The sequence below is a fragment of the Photobacterium ganghwense genome, from assembly GCF_003025595.1.
Taxonomy (GTDB): Bacteria; Pseudomonadota; Gammaproteobacteria; order Enterobacterales; family Vibrionaceae; genus Photobacterium; species Photobacterium ganghwense.
The window spans coordinates 823,174-844,477 of record NZ_PYMI01000001.1 but is presented as its reverse complement, the minus strand read 5'-3'; the positions used below and the strand labels follow the sequence as shown (position 1 = coordinate 844,477).

The 21,304-nt window shown below is 37.7% G+C and carries 18 protein-coding genes; 15 read left to right on the top strand and 3 right to left on the bottom strand.

The window, feature by feature from the left end; genetic code table 11:
* Positions 1-8: 8 nt before the first annotated feature.
* The 3 genes from C9I92_RS03645 to C9I92_RS03635 all read right to left on the bottom strand — a co-directional run bounded on the left by C9I92_RS03645 (position 9) and on the right by C9I92_RS03635 (position 2,109).
* Positions 9-899 (bottom strand): capsule biosynthesis GfcC family protein, encoded by an 891-nt coding sequence (locus C9I92_RS03645; protein WP_053061722.1) that lies wholly within the window; start codon positions 897-899, stop codon positions 9-11.
* 16 nt (positions 900-915) lie between these two features.
* A complete protein-coding gene (locus C9I92_RS03640) occupies positions 916-1,704 on the bottom strand; it encodes a YjbF family lipoprotein (RefSeq protein WP_242551826.1) in 789 nt (262 codons plus the stop codon).
* A gap of 90 nt (positions 1,705-1,794) precedes the next feature.
* Positions 1,795-2,109 carry a hypothetical protein gene (locus C9I92_RS03635; protein WP_084712451.1) on the bottom strand — a complete coding sequence of 105 codons (315 nt, stop codon included), beginning with the start codon at positions 2,107-2,109 and terminating at the stop codon, positions 1,795-1,797.
* 1,104 nt (positions 2,110-3,213) lie between these two features.
* Here C9I92_RS03635 and C9I92_RS03630 point away from each other — a divergent pair.
* From C9I92_RS03630 to C9I92_RS03565, 15 genes are all read left to right on the top strand, one after another.
* The gene (locus C9I92_RS03630) at positions 3,214-4,356 is read left to right on the top strand and encodes a polysaccharide export protein (RefSeq protein WP_047883789.1); all 1,143 of its coding nucleotides are present in this window, start codon (positions 3,214-3,216) and stop codon (positions 4,354-4,356) included.
* Between the two features lie 53 nt (positions 4,357-4,409).
* Positions 4,410-6,569 (top strand): polysaccharide biosynthesis tyrosine autokinase, encoded by a 2,160-nt coding sequence (locus tag C9I92_RS03625; protein WP_047883788.1) that lies wholly within the window; start codon positions 4,410-4,412, stop codon positions 6,567-6,569.
* Between the two features lie 133 nt (positions 6,570-6,702).
* Positions 6,703-7,728 (top strand): nitroreductase family protein, encoded by a 1,026-nt coding sequence (locus C9I92_RS03620; protein WP_169776008.1) that lies wholly within the window; start codon positions 6,703-6,705, stop codon positions 7,726-7,728.
* 38 nt (positions 7,729-7,766) lie between these two features.
* Entirely contained in the window at positions 7,767-9,254 is a 1,488-nt protein-coding gene (locus C9I92_RS03615) for an oligosaccharide flippase family protein (protein WP_047883787.1), read from the top strand.
* A 57-nt stretch (positions 9,255-9,311) separates the two neighbouring features.
* Positions 9,312-10,436: a polysaccharide pyruvyl transferase family protein gene (locus C9I92_RS03610; RefSeq protein WP_047883786.1), complete on the top strand. Its 1,125-nt coding sequence runs from the start codon at positions 9,312-9,314 to the stop codon at positions 10,434-10,436.
* A 9-nt stretch (positions 10,437-10,445) separates the two neighbouring features.
* Entirely contained in the window at positions 10,446-11,390 is a 945-nt protein-coding gene (locus C9I92_RS03605; protein WP_047883785.1) for a glycosyltransferase family 2 protein, read from the top strand.
* 13 nt (positions 11,391-11,403) lie between these two features.
* Entirely contained in the window at positions 11,404-12,324 is a 921-nt protein-coding gene (locus tag C9I92_RS03600; protein ID WP_053061720.1) for a glycosyltransferase family 2 protein, read from the top strand.
* A 36-nt stretch (positions 12,325-12,360) separates the two neighbouring features.
* On the top strand, positions 12,361-13,563 hold the full coding sequence (locus C9I92_RS25370) for a hypothetical protein (protein WP_047883784.1): 1,203 nt from the start codon (positions 12,361-12,363) through the stop codon (positions 13,561-13,563).
* Positions 13,560-14,450, top strand: coding sequence for a glycosyltransferase family 2 protein (locus tag C9I92_RS03595; RefSeq protein ID WP_047883783.1), 891 nt, complete (start codon positions 13,560-13,562; stop codon positions 14,448-14,450). Before C9I92_RS25370 ends, C9I92_RS03595 begins: the two co-directional genes overlap by 4 nt.
* Complete coding sequence (locus tag C9I92_RS03590; RefSeq protein WP_047883782.1) at positions 14,450-15,196, top strand: glycosyltransferase family 2 protein; 747 nt, start codon at positions 14,450-14,452, stop codon at positions 15,194-15,196. The genes C9I92_RS03595 and C9I92_RS03590 overlap by 1 nt, the downstream gene beginning before the upstream one ends.
* Before the next feature lie 11 nt (positions 15,197-15,207).
* Positions 15,208-16,374, top strand: coding sequence for a nucleotide sugar dehydrogenase (locus C9I92_RS03585; RefSeq protein ID WP_047883781.1), 1,167 nt, complete (start codon positions 15,208-15,210; stop codon positions 16,372-16,374).
* A gap of 136 nt (positions 16,375-16,510) precedes the next feature.
* Positions 16,511-17,431 (top strand): UTP--glucose-1-phosphate uridylyltransferase GalU, encoded by a 921-nt coding sequence (gene galU, locus C9I92_RS03580; RefSeq protein WP_047883780.1) that lies wholly within the window; start codon positions 16,511-16,513, stop codon positions 17,429-17,431.
* 66 nt (positions 17,432-17,497) lie between these two features.
* Positions 17,498-18,607 carry a UDP-N-acetylglucosamine--undecaprenyl-phosphate N-acetylglucosaminephosphotransferase gene (gene wecA / locus C9I92_RS03575; RefSeq protein ID WP_047883779.1) on the top strand — a complete coding sequence of 370 codons (1,110 nt, stop codon included), beginning with the start codon at positions 17,498-17,500 and terminating at the stop codon, positions 18,605-18,607.
* Positions 18,608-19,047: 440 nt separating this feature from the next.
* The gene (gene glmM / locus C9I92_RS03570; protein WP_107193806.1) at positions 19,048-20,400 is read left to right on the top strand and encodes a phosphoglucosamine mutase; all 1,353 of its coding nucleotides are present in this window, start codon (positions 19,048-19,050) and stop codon (positions 20,398-20,400) included.
* A 173-nt stretch (positions 20,401-20,573) separates the two neighbouring features.
* A complete protein-coding gene (locus C9I92_RS03565; protein WP_047883777.1) occupies positions 20,574-21,002 on the top strand; it encodes an arsenate reductase/protein-tyrosine-phosphatase family protein in 429 nt (142 codons plus the stop codon).
* Positions 21,003-21,304: the final 302 nt, after the last annotated feature.

Genomic DNA, 21,304 nt, shown 5'->3' with positions numbered 1-21,304 from the left:
TGGTTGCATCACAAGGCCTTGTTCCGAAGAAGTTCAATCATATTGGCATTAAAAGACGAAAGCTCTGATGGCAAGCGGCTGAAGCCGAGATAAATGGCCGCTCCTGGTGCGATATCTTTGTGGTTCCTATTCCAGTAGGCGATGCTATGTGTCTCGATGACACCATCTGGTTGGATAACAGTCGCATAGCTATTGTCAGCGAGATTTAGTGGGAGAGCCTGCTGAATATAGGTATCAGCACCTGATCTTGATTGCCAGCGTTGTTGACCCGGTTTACCTACAGCGCCCAAAACAAGCACATGATTTGGGCGTGGCGGTAAAACGAACGTGAAGTTTCGAGATAAAAGAGGATTGTGCTTTTTGTCAATGCGAACAAGGTCTACGTCCAAAGGCGTAAAAACACGTTTACCAATGGCAAGAGATTGAACAATCTCCTGTTGAGTGGATAAGCCCAGTGTTTCCGGTCGGGACAGAGATAATGATTTTATTTGCGATAATACTTCTGCTTTTATTGGGTGTGGGAAATATTCAAAAAGCCCAGCGCCGGCCCAGTAGGCGGAGGTATCTGCCAATAAAGCATCAATGTGAAACTTATTGAGGTTATCTGCGCTATCTTTGAGTAGTTGAGATAAACGGATAGGGTTTGAATAATTCAATTCAATATGCTGGCTGTCTCTATCCTCAAGTGATGACTGAGCCAATCCACTAAAAAGGAGAACTTTTGGCTTTTGCTGAGCAGGAATCGATGAATCAGAAATAGAAGACGTCGAAATGATACTTGATGTAGATACTGTAGATGCAAAAGCAGAGTTATAAGCCATTAGGCATAAAACAACCCCGGAACTGGCAAGAAATTGAGCTTTTTTTAATAAACTACTTTTTTGTTGAAACGTGTTCATTAACAATCCCTGTAGATTAAGCAAAAGGTTTGAGAATGGTAGTACTTATATACGGCAATCCAGGCGCTATCTTCTGGCGAGACTTAATGACCTGACCAGTATTGGAATCAATCCAAAACTCATTTTCAAACTCAAGGTCAAGTTCCCGAACAATTACATGTTCGATAATGTAAAGAACATCAATTAATTGTTCGTTAACGCGAATTGTTTGTTTTTCCCCGGGAGCAAAGCGTGAGCTTAAGGTGTAACCAAAATGGTATCCCGGCTGCCAGTCAATAAATCGAGTCCACTCTTGGGGAGCATTTGACTGGTGCAAACCGATAGCAACTGGATCGTGATCGAGATTCGAAATATACGATAGATTTCCATGGGGGAGATTCAGCGTTTTCACCAGTCGGCCAGATTGAGTTACCAACATCCCTTTATCAGAAGACAACCACTTTAATTGCTGTTTCTCTGTGGTCAAAGATGAGGTTTGAGATTCTGTTGAGTGAAACTGTTTTTTGGTTGATGGATGAGTTTTAAATTGATTGGTGGGTTCAACTAACCCCAATACCAGAAAAGCCTGTGGCCCACCATCAATTTGAGCATACATACTGGCATAAGGGAGCGCTTTGATCTCTGATTGAGACAATACAGTGTCCTCATTGCCAAACAAGGCTAGATTTAATGTGTCATTTACATCTTGAAATTTTTGGCTACAGCCAGAAATAGAAAGGGAACTGAGTATTAAAATGAATAAAAGAAAGAAACGCTGCATATAAGGCATCCCGGCTTCAATCAGCAATTTAACAAAGTCAAACATCGACTAAATTTAACAGAAATGAGTGAAAAATAACCGCAACAAAGTGCGGTTATTCGATAAACAACAAAAGTTAATGCAGATATTAAAGCATTAACCTTGAGCTGCAGAGACAGATGTCGAATTGTTGTTATTGTTGCTTGAATCAGCAACAGCAACAGCACCAACAGCAACAGCCGCACCAACGGCAACAGCTGTAGCAGTGATACCGCCAGCAGCAGCAGCAGTTGCACCCGCTGTACCGGCTGCAGCACCTGTTGATGCTGCAGTTGTAGTACCTGCTGTTGAAGCGGTAGTGCCAGAGGCTGTAGTACCGGTTGTGCTTGCCGTTGAACCTGTTTCAGTCGCAGCAAAAACACTGCTTGTCATTGCCATCGCAGCGAAAAGAGCAATTGTAGTTTTTTTCATCCTATTCCCTTATTGTTATTAAGCTAGCTAAACAAAATGCTTTTCTAAGAAGCAAAAGCGATAACCGCCTTCTATGCAATGATATGGTGAATGAGAGCAATGCGCAATGCGTCAGAAAAGCTGTTACAAAAGAATGCCAATGTTGTCATGTGAATGACATGCGATTTTTAGATATTACTCCCATAAAAAAGATCCGTGAACAAAAAACACTCAATTACACACATTCAGTACTTGTGTAACTTAATGACAGATATGTATTTTTTCTTCACGGAAAATATGTGTTCGCCAGAATCTAAAAGATCAGAACGGTCAAATTTGTTAATAAGCCACAAAATTCATATTCCTATCATGACAGAAAATGTGTAGAATTTGTGGCGAATTTTTATGATTGAACCATTGATACCTGCTTCAGACTAGGTATGATGACAATGTTTGTGCGAAAATTACCGTTTTTTAAAGTGCTAGTAACACCTATCTTATTGTTTTTGAAAGAGGGTGTGTCTTAGCACTTTTTAACGAAGTCACAAAGCTTTACAAAACAAGGGTAACGATACTGGTTATTGGGAACCACACCCAAGGGCGGTAGCGTATCTGAAATCCTCTGCATGGAGTGTGTTCGGATTTCTGCTCCACACCCACACCCACACCCAAGATTCTTAGTAGGCATGTTAAAGGTATAATTGATTTTACTACCGATTACATGTTTTTGATGGATGTCCCAGATTAATTTTTGGATGCTTGCAAGTTCTTGCCTGTCGACTCTTTGCTGGATAGCAAAGGATTGCACTCTCATATAAGTGCTCTAATGAAGGTACTTTTAGTACGAGTCTAAAGCCTATTAAAGGCTAATTTAGACAAGAAGACCCATATCTTTATTCGTAATAGCCGAAGTAACTTGCATTGCCGGTAGATTGTAACTTCTGGCCAGTCAGGCGGGAAATATGGTCTTAGTCATTATCACGATGCTGATTTTCAACGGGCATCACATCTGTTTGTGGACGAAACCCAAAGATAGCATTTTAAAATATGTTGTTGATATTCAGGTGGTTACATGAGTACCAACAACATTAGTTTTCTGAACTTACCTTAGCGATAAAATCACTTATGCACGTCTCAAAGAAGCTTTTAATATCAGCGACAATCTCAGCATTGTTAACAGGATGTTCGTTGCCTGGTTCGCACCTAAATGTTGAGAACAAAAATATTGTTGCTGATAATTCAGATAATAATGTTGATATTTCAAAGCAAGTAAACGTCTACCCGTTAACTGCAAGAAAAGTCAAAGAGTTTAGTAAGCCTTACGTATCTGCCAAATCGAATACCGCGCTGGATGCTGAGATTGCTCGTTATCAATACCGCATTGGCCCGGGTGATATCCTGAATATCACCATTTGGGATCATCCTGAACTGACCATTCCTGCTGGTTCATACAGAAGTTCTACTGAAGCCGGTAACTGGGTTCACGCTGATGGCACGATTTTTTATCCGTATATCGGCCAGGTAAAAGTTGAAGGCAAAACAGTGACAGAAGTCAGAACGGAAATTGCGCGTCGACTGGCAGCATATATAGAAAGCCCGCAGGTAGATGTTAATGTGGCCTCATTTCGTTCACAAAAGGCCTATGTAACCGGTGAAATAAATAAGCCAGGCAAACAGCCTATTACCAACGTACCGTTAACTATCCTAGATGCCATTAACCAAGCCGGCGGTCTTGCTGCAGATGCGGACTGGCGAAATGTCATGCTAACACGTAATGGTAAAGAAGAAAGTATTTCACTCTATGCACTCATGCAGCGTGGTGATTTAACACAGAATCGCCTATTGCGTCCAGGTGATATTATACATGTACCTCGTAATGATGCGCAGAAAGTGTTTGTGATGGGTGAAGTAAATGAACCCAAACTACTCAAGATTGATCGTGCTGGTATGAGTTTGACAGAAGCTCTAAGCAATGTGGGAGGCATCAACCAACTTTCTGCAGATGCAACCGGTGTTTTTGTGATCCGTAGTAATATGGAAGCAAAAGATCAGCAAAGTGATGTAATTGCAGACCTTTACCAGCTCGATATTCAAGATGCCTCAGCGCTTGTGATTGGTACCGAATTTGAGCTTCAGCCATACGATATTGTATATGTCACAGCCGCACCGATTAGTCGTTGGAACCGTGTGATTACACAACTATTGCCGACGATCAATGGCTTTAACAACCTAACAGAAGGCGCACTTCGCGTTCGTAATTGGCCGTAAATAAATTACGAGTTTAAGTACTTACTTTTATTAAAATTAGTTATTGAGAAATTATGAGCGTTCCACATAATACACAAGTCAAGCAGGACTCAGCCGAGATTGATTTGGGCAAACTGTTTGGCATCTTGATTGATAACCGATGGATGATCATTGCGGTTACATTTATATTTGCCGTTGTCGGTATTGCCTATGCCTTGATGGCGACACCTATTTATAAGGCGGATGCCTTAATCCAGGTTGAGCAGAAAAGCTCTGGCATGCCAGCCCTGGGTGATATGGGAGAATTGTTTGCCAGCGAATCTTCAGCCACGACCGAAATTGAAATCATCAAGTCACGAATGATTTTAGGAAAAACGGTCGATGCACTGAATCTGACTACGGTAGCTACTCCAAACTACTTGCCGATTGTTGGTAAAGGCTTGGCCCGTATTCAGGGTAACAAACGTGATATTGTGATTTCGCGCTTTGAAGTGCCTGAATACATTACCGAGCCAGTATTTGAGCTCAAGGTGATGGATGGTGAGGCTGGGACATTTGCGCTTATCGATGCGAATGAAAAAACAGTACTTGATGGCCGTGTCGGTGAACTAGCGCAACAGGGGGATTTTAAATTATTTGTCACCGCACTGTCTGCCGAAAACGATGCTGCATTTACGTTGGCCAAGCGCTCGCGATTGGGCGCTATCGAATGGCTTCAGCAAAACCTGAGTGTGAGTGAACGCGGTAAGCAAACAGGGATTTTGCAGCTCAGTTTTACCGGTGAAAACCGTAATGAAATTGAAGAAATCCTGAACGACATCAGCCAGAATTACTTCTTGCAAAACGTAGCACGCAACTCGGCCGAGGCGGAGAACAGCTTACAGTTTTTACGCACACACCTGCCAGATATCAAAGCGCAGCTGACGGCATCTGAAGATACGCTGAATAAATTCCGCCAGGAAAATGAGTCGATTGACCTTGGACTTGAGGCGAAATCGACGCTTGATGTCATGGTAACCATTGAAGCTCAGCTCAATGAATTAACATTCAAGGAAAGCGAAATTTCACAACGCTTTACCAGAGAGCACCCTGCCTATGTGGCTTTGCTTGACAAGCGTCGCACATTATTGGGGGAGCGTGAAAGGCTCAATCGACAGATTCAGAAATTGCCAAAAACCCAGCGTGAAGTGCTGCGCATGACCCGCGATGTGGAAGTAAACCAGCAGATTTATGTTCAGCTGCTTAACAAGGTTCAGGAACTCAATATTGTCAAAGCCAGTACGGTGGGTAATGTACGTATTCTGGATGCTGCCCAATCATATTCGCGAGCGGTTAAACCGAAGAAACCGTTAATTGTGGTATTGGCAACGCTACTGGGCGGTATGCTGGCTGTCGCTATTGCATTGTTGCGGGCAGCATTCCATCGTGGCGTTGAAAACCCGGATGAAATCGAAGCGATTGGCTTACCGGTATATGCCAGTGTACCGATGTCGGACTGGCAAATTGAACTTGAGAAAAAACAAAAGGGTAAAAAGCAACTGACTGTAAATGAAACCTTGCTAGCGGTATCCAATCCAGCGGACTTATCTATTGAAGCTCTGCGTAGCCTGCGAACCAGCCTGCATTTTGCGATGATGGAAGCAAAGAATAATATAATAATGATTTCCGGTCCAAGTCCTGGCATTGGTAAATCATTTGTTTCAGCCAATATGGCTGCCGTGGTTGCCAAATCAGGCTCTAAGGTTCTAGTGATTGATGCTGATATGCGCAAAGGCCGCATGGAAAACCAGATGGCTGTTAATCCAAAGCCGGGCTTGTCTGATTTCTTAAGTGGTCAAACTGACATCGAAAGCCTATTAAAAAAACCAGGTGTTGAGGGGATGGATTTTATCGGTCGAGGTGACGTACCACCCAATCCATCTGAACTCTTGATGCATCCACGTTTTAAACAACTGATGGACTGGGCATCTGAAAATTACGATATCGTGATTGTAGATACGCCGCCTATTCTCGCCGTTACTGATCCAGCGATTGTTGGAGCACATGCTGGGACGACCTTGCTTGTGGGGCGTTTTGGGCAAAACTCAGTTAAAGAAATTGAAGTGACTAAACAACGTTTTGAACAAAATGGTATAGAAGTAAAAGGATTCATTCTAAATGCTGTAATTCGTAAGGCGAGTAGTTATTATGGAGGTAATTATGGTTATTATAATTACAGTTATGAATCAAAGTAATTCTACCATGAAATGAAGGTTAACTAAAAATATAACCTTAAATCGGTAATATTATTAATTAAGTAATAACGAGAGTCTCGTTATTACTTATTAATAATTACAAGGCGAAATAGTTTTGTATTGGTAAATGTTGATGAAAAATTTGATAAGAAAATCTAAAATTTATTTAGCTTTGAAGAAAATAAAGAGAAATTTGTCTGAGAAATTAAGTTTAGTGAGTGTTTTTTATTATGACTTTAAAAGATTCAAGCTACATTACACTACAAATGCCTTAAATAAAGATGATCAGAAGAGTCTAGAAAGTTGGCTTCTACAAGATAAACATAGAATAGAAAAAGCTTTAAGTCTTCCAAAGCCAAGATATAACTTTGGAGAAAAAGTTATCGAAAGGCTGATACAAAATCTGAATCAGTATGAGAATAATTTCTGTAAAAATGAAGTCTATTATATTGCTGTTGGTTCGATAAAAGCATACGTAGATTTTCACAAAAAAAACAACGTTCATATATTAGATACCATTCAATCTCACATTAATAGACTTAATCACGAAGATTTTAATAATAAAATATGTAATACAGTAGGCGTTGTTAATTATAAAAAAATAGAAGATACATCAGATTTCTTTGAGAGTTTTGCACTATCAAGACAGAGTTGTAGAAATTATGATATGGAAAAGAATATTTCTCGTGAGCAACTTGAGAAAATTATGAAAATAACAGCTAAAACACCGTCTGTTTGTAACCGCCAGCACTGGAAACTTCATGTTTTTGAAGGGGAAGTTATGGGGGAAATATTAAAACTACAAAATGGAAATTTAGGGTTTAATAAAAACATTCCATATTTAGGTGTTATAACCAGTGATCTAAGATCCTTTTATATGCCAGATGAAAGGACGCAGCCGTTCACTGATGGCGGTATGTTCGCTATGAGTTTTATTTATGCGCTTCACTCTATAGGTGCTTCCTCTTGTGCTTTAAATTGGTGCACGAGCAAAGAAAATAATGAAAAAATGTACAAGGTTTCAGGTATTGAAAAGAATGAGTCTATTATTATGCTTATAGCATTTGGATATGCAAAAAGTGATAGTAAAAATGCCTGTTCACCAAGACTTAATTTAGACAATTTTTATTCTATAAATGAAGATAGCACAATAGTCTAGTTATTTAACCTTAAGATAATGTTACCTGAAAATATAGAATGATAAAAAACTCATTTTTTCTGCTTTTTAAGTTGTTAATTACTTTATTTGTGACGCTCTATTGCTCCAGAGTGCTGTTACAAGAGCTAGGTATTGAGGACTTCGGGATTTACAACATTGTAGGAGGGATTGTATCTCTTCTATCTTTTTTAACAGGAGCATTAGCTTCTTCATCGCAGAGATTTTTTTCATATGAGTTAGGAAAAAACAATGGTAATATAAGCAATTACTTTAGTATGACGATGATTGTATACTTTATTTTGTCTATAGTCTTAGTTATCATAAGTCAAACAATCGGTTTGTGGTTTATTTACGAAAAGATAAATATTCCATCAGTTAGATTTAGTGCTGCTATAACGGTTTATCAAGTATCTGTTTTAACATTTATTATATCAATAATGGCTGCTCCTTTTAATGCCTTGCTAATTTCTTATGAGAAGATGAAGCTATATTCATTAATTGGAATAACAATCGTTATTATTAGATTGTTGTTAGTCATTTCTTTGATATATATAGATGCTGATAAATTAATTGTATATTCAATTATTTCATTGTTTTTATCATTTATTAGTTTCTTGCTTCCTTTTTATTTTTGCAAGAAGCAAATAAAAGATGTTAAGTTCAAGATTGTATGGTCTAGAAAAAGGTTTAACGAGTTATTAAGTTATAGTGGATGGAATTTATTTGGAAGCTTATCAGCAGTAGGTTTTAATCAAGGGGTAAATATTTTAATTAATATATTCTTTGGACCCACGGTTAATGCAGCTAGAGGCTTAGCAGTTCAAGTAAACTCTGCTATATTAGGATTTACTACGAATATAAATACAGCAATTAATCCACAAATAATAAAAAGATATTCTTCGAATGAGCTAGAGTCAATGTTAGGTCTCGTAAAAAACGGGTCTAAGTATTCTTTTCTAGTGATAGGATTTATTAGTATTCCTATTTTGTTTAATACAGAGTATATTTTATCAATTTGGTTAACAGAAGTTCCAGAATATACGGTTAGTTTCATTCAGTTAATTATAATTGATAGTTTAGTTTGTGGCTTTTCTGCACCTTTAATGACGTCAGTTCAAGCAACTGGAAAAATAAAATACTATCAAATAATTGTTGGTGGTCTTCTATTGCTGAATATTCCTATATCTTATTTCTTACTTATTAAGTACTCTAATCCATTAATCCCTCTGCTAGTTACGATAGCGTTGTCATTTATAGCATTTAATGCTCGCTTATTTTTCACAAGGAGTTTAATAGGTTTAGGTATAAGAGACTTTTATTTAAATGTAGTAATAAAAAGCATTGTTACAATACTGATTTCTATTTCTGCCAACTTGTTTGTTTTGAATAAGGTTGGAGGTTTTGGTTTTCTAAATATAGTGATTGTGGGTTTAATTAATAGTGTTTGTATTTTTATCTTTGGTTTGAATAGAACAGAGAAGAAATTTATATCAAGTAAAATTTTTAGTGTGTTGAAAAAGTATTGATTAGAACTAATTGTGCTTTTATCTAATATTATTTAATGTCTTAGTTTTGGAAATAGAATGAAAATTGGTATTTTAACTCAACCTTTAAAAACTAATTATGGCGGTTTGTTGCAAGCATTTGCATTACAAAAATATTTAAAAGCTTCTGGGTATGATGTATATACCATTGATTTTGAGGAAATAAAACAACCTAAGTTGTTCGGTATAAGGGGCATACTAAAAAACATAATACAAAAGTATATGTTTGGTAAGGCTGGACAACCAATTACAACTGATGATAAAAAATTTTTGTATCAGAATCGATCACAACATACAGAGCGTTTTATTCTAGAAAATATTCAAACAACTCAAAAAATAAATCACAAAGATCATTTGTCATTTATTAAATATTATAACTTTGATGCATTTGTTGTTGGCAGTGATCAAGTTTGGCGTCCAGCTTATAATTCAAGCTTGTCTACATTTTTCTTGGACTTTTTAGATGAGAATGATACTGATACAAAAAGAATATCATACGCAGCATCTTTTGGGGTAGATCATTGTAATGAGTATTCACAGGAAGAAATTATTAAGTATTCTCGATTACTAGAGAAGTTTGATTTAGTTTCTGTGCGCGAAGATTCTGCGGTAAATCTATGTAATGATGTATTTAAAGTAAAGGCTCATCATGTAATTGATCCGACACTTTTATTAAGTCAGAATGATTATCAGGAATTGATTAATAAAGATTCATTGAACCTTTCTGAAAATGAAGGTGACCTAATGGTTTACGTTCTTGATAAAAGTGAATCAAAAAAATTAATTATTGATACTATATCGAATCGTCTTTCTCTTAGCCCTTTTACAGTAATGGCCCATTCTGAAAATGACGTTTTTCCGCCAGTTACAAAATGGTTGAAAGGGTTTTCAGACTCAAAGTTTGTTATAACTGACTCATTCCATGGAGTTGCCTTCTCTATTCTATTTAATAAACAATTCATCGCAATTGGAAATAAGGGAAGAGGATTAGCAAGATTTTTGTCGATACTGAAACTTTTTAACCTAGAGAATAGACTAATCCATTCCGTAGAAGGTTTAGAAAAAGTTGACTTATCAACTCAAATTGATTACAAGATTGTCAATGAAATCTTAGATAAAGAGCGTATAAAGGCAAGCAAACTTATAAATTCATCACTTAACTAAAGTTGTATTATGAGTAAAGATTACCCAATTTCAGTCATTATGACTTTATTCAATTCCGATGCTTATTTAAAAAAATCATTATCTAGTCTATTTGAACAGACTTTAGATTGTTTCGAAATTGTAATAATTGATGATGGTTCAACAGATAATTCTCTATCGACAATAAAGTCTTTGATTGATTTTTATCCTCACAGAAAAAATCATATCAGAATTATTTCTCGAGATAACCGGGGGGTTGCTTTTAGTCGAGCCGAAGGTATTAACTTGTCAAGTGGAGAATACGTAATTTTTATGGATAGTGATGATTGGGTCCATAAAGATTGGTTGATTGGTTTGTTAGAAATGGCTCGTAATCAAGAAAGTGATATCGTTATATGTGACTTTTATAATGTATATGAAAGTGATCGATTAATATTAAAAAAAGAAAAAATTGAAGGAGGTAATGATAATTGGTTTAGACAATTACTTATTGGTAATGTAAGTAACTCTAATTGTAATAAGCTAGTCAAGAGAGAACTCTATATAAAAAATGAAATTAACTTTCATAGTGGGTTTGACATGGGAGAAGATTTTTATGTTACGATGAGACTTTTATTTAATGCTAAGAAAATATCTTATCTTCCAAAGGGGCTTTATTATTATAATAGAACGAATGAAAGCTCTCTAACATCTATTTATTCAAGTAAGTCATTAAATGATTTGGCTTCTATAGTTTCAATGACTGAAAGTTTCTTATTGAACTCTGGGTCACATGATAAGTATAAAAAAGAGCTTGTTTTATTAAAAATAAGAACAAAACAAACAATTCTTAAGTATGCAACAACTGCCAATAAAAAATTGTCTATCACTACATTTGATGATGTTAACAAAAATATTTTTTCTTTGGGAAGTAAATCATTAATCCTATTTTATTTGCTTTGGATTATGAAGTTAGATTTTTTTTCTCAAAAATAAAGGCTTTTTCAAAATGACACGTCTAAAATTATCAATCTGTATTTGTACATATAACCGGCTTGAATTTCTAAATACTTGTGTTGATTCGGTCTTGAAGCAAATTAATGGCTTAGAGGAAGTGGAGCTTATTATTATCAATAATAACTCTACTGATGAGACTGAATCATACTGTCAAAACTTAGCTCTAGATAACAAAAATATTAGGTGTTTTTTAGAAAAAAACCAAGGGCTTAGTCATGCTAGAAACCGTGCTAAAAAAGAATATCATGGAGAATGGCTTGCTTTTTTAGATGATGATGCATATGCATCAAGTGATTGGGTTAATAATATTCTTAATGTTATTGAAAACAATAACTTTGATATATTTGGTGGTCCATATGACCCTTGGTATAAAGATGGTAAAGAGTCTTGGTATAAGGATATATATGGCTCAAATAGAATGTGGTTGCCCTTTAATAAAACAACTAGACTACTTGATAAATCCGTAAGCGGTGGGAATATGATTATTAACCGTAATGTACTAGAGAAGCTGTCCTTTGACATTGATAAGGGAATGAATGGTTATAATCGCTCTTACGGTGAAGAAACTTACTTCCAAACTAAAGCTAAAGATTTAGGTTTTAAGGTATATTTCGTTCCGGATATTCTTATTTTTCATTTTGTTCCCAAGAGTAAGCAATGTATAGAATACTTCATAGAAAGAGCTACTATCCAAGGTAACGAAAGAGTTAATAATAAAGATATAGATGCTAGTTATTTCATGCTGTTTAAGATTGTTTTGAAGTCAACGTATTCAATATTGTCTAAAAACTTTTCTAATTTACTAAAGTTCATAAAGGGAGAAGTTGGTACCTATAACATGTATATAGATAACTTAGTGCTTATAACCTATTATAAGAATTTCTTTTCAAGTGTTATTAATAAGTTAAAGTAATGGTTTTTGTGTCTGGCATATTAACGTGGTGGGTTTGTGTTGGTTAAAACCATAAGTTTTTTAAATTCAAAGCTATTTCTTTTATACTTGTTGATTACAGCTGTTTTTTTGCGTTTTGAAGCTATCTTTGGAGCAAATAGAACAATTATATTTAGGATATACTTAATTACATTATTCATTGTTGTACTCTACCAACTTTTTTTAAAAGGTGTGCCTAGAAAAGCATTAATTATGCTGTTATTAGCAATGTCTTATTCTGTTATAATGTCAGTTGTTTGGGTAGATTATTTGGATGGCGGAATATTGGATGTTATTAGGTATTTCTTGCATTTTTTATTCTTTATCTCCCCGTTTTATATCGCATATAGCTTTAATAAGTCAGATTTTAATATTGGAATTAGTGATTTTAAAAAAGTTGCTTTTGGGTCTTTGTTAACAAGCTTGATATTGGCAGGAATTGAAACTTATTTTCGTTTTTTTGAATCATCTAAAATATTGGTTTTGAAAGGCGGTTATGACATAGACAGAGTTGAAAGTGGAATAAGTATGGGGTTATCTACTAGTAACTTCTATTCCTTTAAATATGCAAGTTTTATGTTTACTGACTCCAATGGGTTGGCAATAATTCTTGTTTCTTTACTTGCTTTAACTTTAGTTTTAAAGTTTAGAATATTGTCAATATTTTCCTGTGTCTTGATATTTTTAACATTAAGCCGTTCTGCTTATTTAGGAGCCTTTCTTACATTTTTCATATATTTGTTGTTTTTTAACTCCAGTTTAAAAGCAAGTTTAAAGATTTCATTGTTATTAGTGTTTTCTTCATTGTCTTTAGTTGCTTTTTATTTGATGATTATTTCAATAACGTCTTTTAACGATGGTAGTTTAACTACAAAGTTTGATATTTTAGCAAGTTTATCGAAAGTTGGTTTCGTCAACTTAAAAGAATTAATATTTGGCTTCGGAATTGACCATGGAAATTACGTTTATAGTCCTGGAGAGAATTATTATGCACATATTTTGTTTGCTCTTACTCTGGGACAAGTTGGTTTACTGGGAACGACATTATATCTAATGTTGATAATCTACCTTTGCTATTGTTACTCTTTTAAATTGGTAATTTTGTTTTTTGTTCCATTCTTGTTTATGGGGTTATCATTAGCCAGCCCTTGGGAACCAGCCCCATTTGTTTATTTGCTTGTAGCTTATTACGCTACCAGAAACCAGGAACCATTAGCGTGAATAAATTGCTGTCAATTATAATTCCTCATTTTAATTGTGAAGTCGGTCTTGCCAAATTATTAGATTCAATACTATGTTCATTATCTGAGCATCAATTGGAAATGATTGAGATAATTGTTGTTGATGACAATTCTCTTGATGAAAATACTTTTAAGAGTTGGAAGGATAATTATCCATCTGTGGTTTTTTTATCTAATAATAGTGGTGTTAGAGGTGCTGGTGCAGCTAGAAATATTGGCCTCAAACATGTAACTGGAGATTATTTGTTATTTGCTGATGCAGATGATTTTTTAGCCGATGATTGGTTCAGTATTATATCTGAACATTTAATTAATAACAGCTATGATGTAATTTATTTTTCTCCAGCATGTATTTCATTATCTGGTAGAAAACCCACCAGGCACTTAAGGTATGTAAAACTTGTTCATAACTTTATTGAAAATAATGATGCTTCAATTCGATATAGATTTCATGTTCCATGGTCAAAGTTGATATCAACTAAACTTGTTAAGGATAATGGAATACTTTTTGATGAGGTAATAGCTTCCAATGATGTCTCCTTTTCATTACAGGTCGGAAGTGCTGCAAATTCGATTGATTGTAAAGCTAATCAAATTTATGTTGTTACAGAGGGTGAAGGCTCATTAACAACATCAAAATCTATCGATAAGCTGCTGTCAAGAGTTCATGTACTACTAAAATATAATGCAAGTTTGTCTTCTATGGGTGAAAGTCAATATTGTATTTCACCATTGCCGCTGATTTATGAGATCATTAAAATTAACCCAACTACAGGTCTTAGTCTTTTTTATAATTTAGTCAAAAGCGGTAATAGAGTACTACACCTGAATTATTTCAAACGTTATGTTTTAAGTAAGGTTTTTTAATGTTAATATCAATTATAACAGCAACTTATAATTCTATTGATTTCATTGATAGAACTTACCAAAGTATTCTTGATCAATCGTATACAAACTGGGAATGGCTAATAACAGATGACTGTTCTTTTGATGGAACTTATGAAAAACTGTTGTTATTAGCAGAAAAGGACTGTCGAATAAAAGTATTTAAAAATGAGGTAAATTCTGGAGCAGCTGTAAGTAGAAATAAATCAATCTCTTCTGCTAAAGGTCGTTATCTCGCATTTATTGATAGTGATGATGTTTGGCATCCCAAAAAGCTTGAGCTGCAAATTGATTTTATGTCTGATGAGGTTGTTTTTTCATTCACCCCATATCAAATTATATCTGAAAACGATACATTCCTAGGTAAGGTTGTGGATAAAGATAATGTATCTTTTGTGGGTTACAAAGATATGCTTAAAAAAGAGGCAACATTAGGTTGTTCCACAGTCATGCTAGATTTAGAACGTTTTTCTAATCTACAAATGCCTAATTTGCGCACAGGGCAAGACTATGCATGTTGGCTGATGTTATTAAGACAAGGAAACAAGGCTTACTGTCTAAACGAAGTGTTAACTAGTTATAGAATAACTGCCGGTTCAATATCTAGAAATAAACTCAAAAAAGCCAAACGCCAATGGCAAATATATCGGGAAGTTGAAGGGTTAGATTATATAAACTCATTTCATAATTTTGTTTATTATGCACTTCGTGCTGTTTTTAGAAAATAAAGGTATTAGTTATGAAAATTTCTGTCGCTGGTACAGGATATGTTGGCCTGTCTAATGCTGTTCTTTTGGCGCAGCACCATGAAGTTGTCGCCGTTGATATCGTCGAAGAAAAAGTGAACATGATTAATGATCGTGTTTCACCAATTGCTGATGCAGAAATTGAAGATTTCCTAGCAAATAAAGACCTGAACCTCAAAGCAACGCTTGATAAACAACTAGCATACAAAGATGCAGAGTTTGTCATCATTGCAACACCAACCGATTATGACGTTGTTAATCACTACTTCAACACTTCATCTGTTGAGGCGGTTATTAAAGATGTGATGGAGATTAACCCAAATGCAGTAATGGTGATTAAGTCGACCATTCCTGTTGGTTACACTAAACAAATCAAAGAGCAATTCGGCTGCGAGAATATCATTTTCTCCCCTGAGTTTTTGCGTGAAGGACGAGCGCTTTACGATAACCTTCACCCATCCCGAATTATTGTTGGTGAACAAAGTGCACGTGCACAGACTTTTGCTAACTTGCTGGTTGAAGGTGCTATCAAAGAAAATATCGAAGTGCTATTTACTGATTCTACGGAAGCAGAAGCCGTTAAGTTGTTCTCTAACACTTACCTTGCTATGCGTGTTGCTTATTTCAACGAGCTGGATTCTTATGCTGAGTCTCACGGACTTGATGCTCGACAAATCATCGAAGGTGTTGGCTTAGATCCTCGTATCGGTAGCCACTACAACAACCCATCATTTGGTTACGGTGGTTACTGCCTGCCAAAAGACACCAAGCAACTTCGTGCCAACTATCAGGATGTGCCGAACTGCCTAATTGGCGCGATTGTTGATGCTAACACTACGCGTAAAGACTTTATTGCTGACTCTATCATTAGTCGCAAGCCTAAGACTGTAGGCATCTATCGTCTGATCATGAAATCTGGCTCTGATAACTTCCGAGCATCCAGCATTCAGGGCATTATGAAGCGCATCAAAGCCAAAGGTATTGATGTCGTGATTTATGAGCCGGTACTGGAAGAGAAAGAGTTCTTTCACTCTGCGGTTATTTCTGATCTAGAAGAATTCAAATCCGTGTCAGACGTTATCGTTTCAAACCGGATGGCAGAAGAGTTGCTCGATGTTGAATCGAAAGTGTACACCCGTGACCTATTCGGCAGTGATTAATTCAGCGAATTTAAAAAGCGATATTCGTTCATTTTTTTTATTGTTAAATGATGCTGCCCGCTATGGCATCATTAAACTTTAGCATTGCCGCCATATTGTATATGGCGGCTGTTTTGCTTAATGATTAAGGGTAATTATGAAAAAAATAACAAAAGCCGTCATTCCAGTGGCGGGGCTAGGAACACGAATGCTTCCTGCGACTAAGGCGATTCCAAAGGAGATGCTGCCATTAGTTGATAAACCACTTATTCAATATATCGTTAATGAGTGTGTTCAGGCTGGTATTAAAGAGATTGTGCTGGTGACGCATTCCTCAAAAAATGCAATTGAAAACCACTTTGATACCTCCTTTGAACTCGAAGCGACGCTAGAGAAGCGCGTTAAACGTCAGTTGTTAGATGAAGTACAGTCTATCTGTCCGCCGGGCGTGACTATTATGCATGTTCGTCAGGGCCAAGCCAAAGGGTTGGGGCATGCCGTTTTGTGTGCTAAACCTTTGGTTGGGGACGCGCCTTTTGCGGTTGTGCTGCCGGATGTTATTCTTGATGAGTACACAGCAGATCAGTCTACTGAAAACATGGCCGCCATGCTGAAACGCTTTGAAACGACGCAGGCAAGCCAGATTATGGTTGAGCCTGTTCCAATGCAAGATGTATCAAAGTACGGTGTGGTTGATTGTGATGGAGTAACTTTCGGTCCGGGTGAATCACAAGCGCTGAAAGCTATGGTTGAAAAGCCAGCAGTCGAAGAAGCACCTTCAAACCTCGCAGTTGTAGGACGTTATATTTTGTCTTCCACCATTTGGGACAAGTTGGCTATTACCCCTCCGGGGGCGGGTGATGAAATTCAGCTGACTGATGCCATTGCGATGATGATGGAGGACGAAAGAGTTGAAGCTTTCCATATGTCCGGCAAATCTCATGACTGTGGCGACAAGCTTGGTTATTTAAAAGCGTTTGTTGAGTATGGCCTTCGCCATGAAGCACTGGGTGATGATTTTACACAGTATTTAAAATCCTTGATGGGGGCTGGTACTCCGCTAAAATTAGTCGGTTAACGAGTGAGCTGTTAATTGTTGAACTGACCAACCCCTTTTAATTTATTGCTCAAGTAAGAGTTTATTATGACAGCTACCGCATTTATTTTTGTCTTTGTGATGTCTTTTTGCAGCCTATTTGTTTTTCGTAAAGTGGCAAAAAGAATCGGCTTAGTGGATAAGCCTAATGCCCGTAAACTACATCAGGGGGTAATTCCTCTAGTGGGAGGAGTGTCTATATTTAGCACTCTTGTTATCGCCTTTCTTCTATTTACTCCTGTCGATAGCGACACGGTTTTGTTCTTAATTAGTGCAGCGATTTTGGTGATTACCGGTGTAATTGATGATAGGTATGATATTAGCTTTAAGGTCAGACTTGTTATTCAGGCTGCTGTTTCTTTGGCGATGATCCAGATTGCTGGTAAAAGCCTTCATAATCTGGGCTACTTGATGGGCAGTGAAGCGATTGAATTGCCGCTAGCCATGAGCTATCTGATTACCATTTTTGGCGTTATCGGTGCGATTAATGCGTTCAACATGGTTGATGGCATAGATGGTCTGCTTGGCGGCTTGGCCTCTGTCACCTTTGCTGCATTGGGTTATATGTTCTTCATTGATGGCAATGAAGCATTAGCTGCGGTTTGCGGTTTGATTGTTACTGCTATGGTGCCGTATATCATGTTGAACCTGGGCTTTCCATTAGGTCGCCGATTTAAGGTCTTCATGGGTGACGCTGGCAGTATCTTTATTGGTTTTACTGTGATCTGGCTGCTGATTGAAGCCACCCAGGGTGTGAAGACTACTCACATTCGTCCTGTTACAGCGCTTTGGGTTATTGCGGTTCCTCTTATGGATATGGCCACGATTATGATTCGTCGTATCCGTAAAGGACAGTCTCCGTTTAAGCCGGACCGTGAGCATCTCCATCACATCTGTCAGCGTATTGGTTTGTCTTCTGGGATGTCGTTGGTGGTTATCTGTACGTTGGCTTCAGTGTTGGCAGGCATTGGCATTTGGTCGGATGTCAATAAAGTCAGTGAGTCGGTGATGTTCTTTAGTTTCCTTGCCGTTTTTGTCGGTTACTTCCTGGCAATCAGCTACATTTGGCGTATTACTACGTTTATTCATAAGCTAGTCGGTAGTACCAAATCTGCCGAGCTAAACCTTGAAATGGGTCAGTCAAATTTAGAAAAGTGATGAGGCAGAGATTAGCGCGGTAGCTTGTTTCGAATGTGCTGTACCAAAGTTTTACAGGTGCAGCACATTCTCATGTTATGGGGTATTTGCAAGTCATTGTAGTTAATATTGTGGCGGTCACTTCTCTTGTTATTCAATTTTAAAGATCCATAATGATTTACCGTCATAGTAAGTGGCATGTAATCTCAGCGATTCTAATGGAGATTCTAGGTCAGCCCCTCAATCAACACCTCATAAAACGAAATATAATTATAACAACCTATGTCGTTTTATTGTTTGTTGTAGCATTCCCTTATAGCCTTTGATTGGTAGTCTTCTGAACTACCCTAGTTGTAAGAAGTAGAATCGTCTATTGATACGTTAACTTCACTTCGTGTAGAGTGGCGCTTTGCATTCCCCTCAGATAAAATCTTTCCAACATTCCATTCATTCAGAACTACATAACGATGACAAGAAAATATTTTGGTACCGACGGCGTTCGCGGCAAAGTCGGAGAATACCCGATCACTCCTGATTTTGCCCTGAAACTGGGATGGGCGGCAGGGCGTGTATTATCACGTCTTGGCACGAAAAAAGTAATTATCGGCAAAGACACTCGTATCTCAGGCTACATGCTCGAGTCTGCGCTGGAAGCTGGCCTGTCAGCGGCAGGGATTAATGCGATTCTGACCGGACCACTACCCACACCTGCGGTAGCGTACCTGACCAAAACATTCCGTGCAGAAGCCGGTATTGTGATCAGTGCGTCACACAACCCGTTTTATGACAACGGCATTAAGTTCTTCTCCGCAGCTGGTGAAAAGTTACCTGATGATGTTGAGTTAGCGATAGAAGCTGAGCTTGATAAAGACATTGAGTGTGTAGATTCTCACCTGCTGGGTAAAGCAAAGCGCATGGAAGATGCGGCAGGACGTTATATTGAGTTCTGCAAAGGCACCTTCCCGTCTCAATATTCACTGGCTGGTTTGAAGTTGGTAGTTGACTGTGCGAATGGCGCGGCTTACCACATTGCGCCAAACGTACTCAGTGAGCTGGGTGCTGACGTTACTGTCATTGGTAATCAGCCAAACGGCGTGAACATCAATGAAAATTGTGGTGCAACCTCAATGGCCTTACTGCAAAAAACAGTGGTTGAATGCCAGGCCGATATGGGGATTGCGCTCGATGGCGACAGTGATCGCATCATGATGGTTGACAGCAAAGGCAACGTGATTGATGGCGATCAGATTTTATTTATTCTGGCTAAACAGGCGCTCATTAACGGCAACCTGAAAGGCGGCGTGGTAGGTACCCTGATGTCTAACATGGGCCTTGAAGTCGCTCTGGGTAAACTGGGTATCCCGTTTGTACGTGCCAAAGTCGGCGACCGTTATGTAATGGAGCAATTGCTGGAGAAAGATTGGTGGCTGGGCGGTGAGAATTCAGGCCATGTAATCTGTCGTAACCTTGTGACAACGGGTGATGCAATTGTTGCTGCGCTTCAAGTACTGAGTGTGGTATCTGAAACTGGTAAAACCATTGACGAGCTGGTATCGGAAATGCCGATGATGCCTCAGACGTTGGTGAATGTGCGTTTCAACAGTGAATCTGCTCCGCTTGAAAGTCAGGCTGTGATGGATGCTGTGAAAGATGCTGAAGCGGCGTTGAAAGTGGGCACTGACAACCCGGTAGGTCGTATTCTGTTGCGTAAGTCAGGTACAGAACCGCTGATTCGCGTCATGGCAGAAGCAAATTGTGTTGAACTGGCAGAGCAATGGGCAAACCACATTGCTGACGCTGTGAAAGCAGCATAAAGAACAGTACTAAAGAAAAGCGGAATCTTCGTAAGGGGATTCCGCTTTTTTGTTTCTTTTCATCCTAAAATGGAATGAGAAATAAGGCATATTATTTTGAATAAAACAGACGGAGCTGATTTAATATCTGTTCTCTTAAAATAGTATGTCATTACGTAAACAGGATATACGCAATGTTTAATAAAATATTGGTCGTTTGTGTTGGAAACATCTGTCGTTCACCTTCAGGTGAATACTTGTTAAAGCACTTACTTCCGGAAAAGCAGATTTCATCAGCGGGTGTAGGTGCGTTAGTCGGAAAGCCTGCTGATAAAATGGCAGCAGAGGTTGCATTGGAGCACGGTATCAGCCTGGAGGGCCATGAGGCTCAACAACTGACCAGTGATTTATGCCGCGATTATGATCTTATTCTGGTTATGGAAAAGGGGCATATCGAAGCTGTGACCAAGATTGCACCGGAGGCCCGAGGCAAAACAATGTTGTTTGGGCAGTGGATTGGCCAAAAAGATATTCCTGATCCTTATCGGCAAAGCCGAGAAGCTTTTGATTTTGCATATCAGTTAATAGATGATGCAGCGAAAGCGTGGGTAAAGAAGCTGTAGTTCAATGTGGTTCAATAGGTAAGCGGCGATTTATTTAAGAACCGCTTACCTATAAAACGTACTCATGAGTTGAAGTGTTCATATACTGTTTGTACGATCCTGTCTTCGCATTTCTTTAGCCATCTGATCATATTTTTCAAGTTCATCTAAAAAATTTGAAATAGTAATCAGAAAATACAATGTGCTATTAAATACCTTCGTGGTAATAAAACTGCCATGATGTTTTTGAGAGGGTGTAAGAAAATGGTTTTGCATGTGAACCTCCTAAAGCTTTGAATTATAAAGAGGGTAAAACCATAATT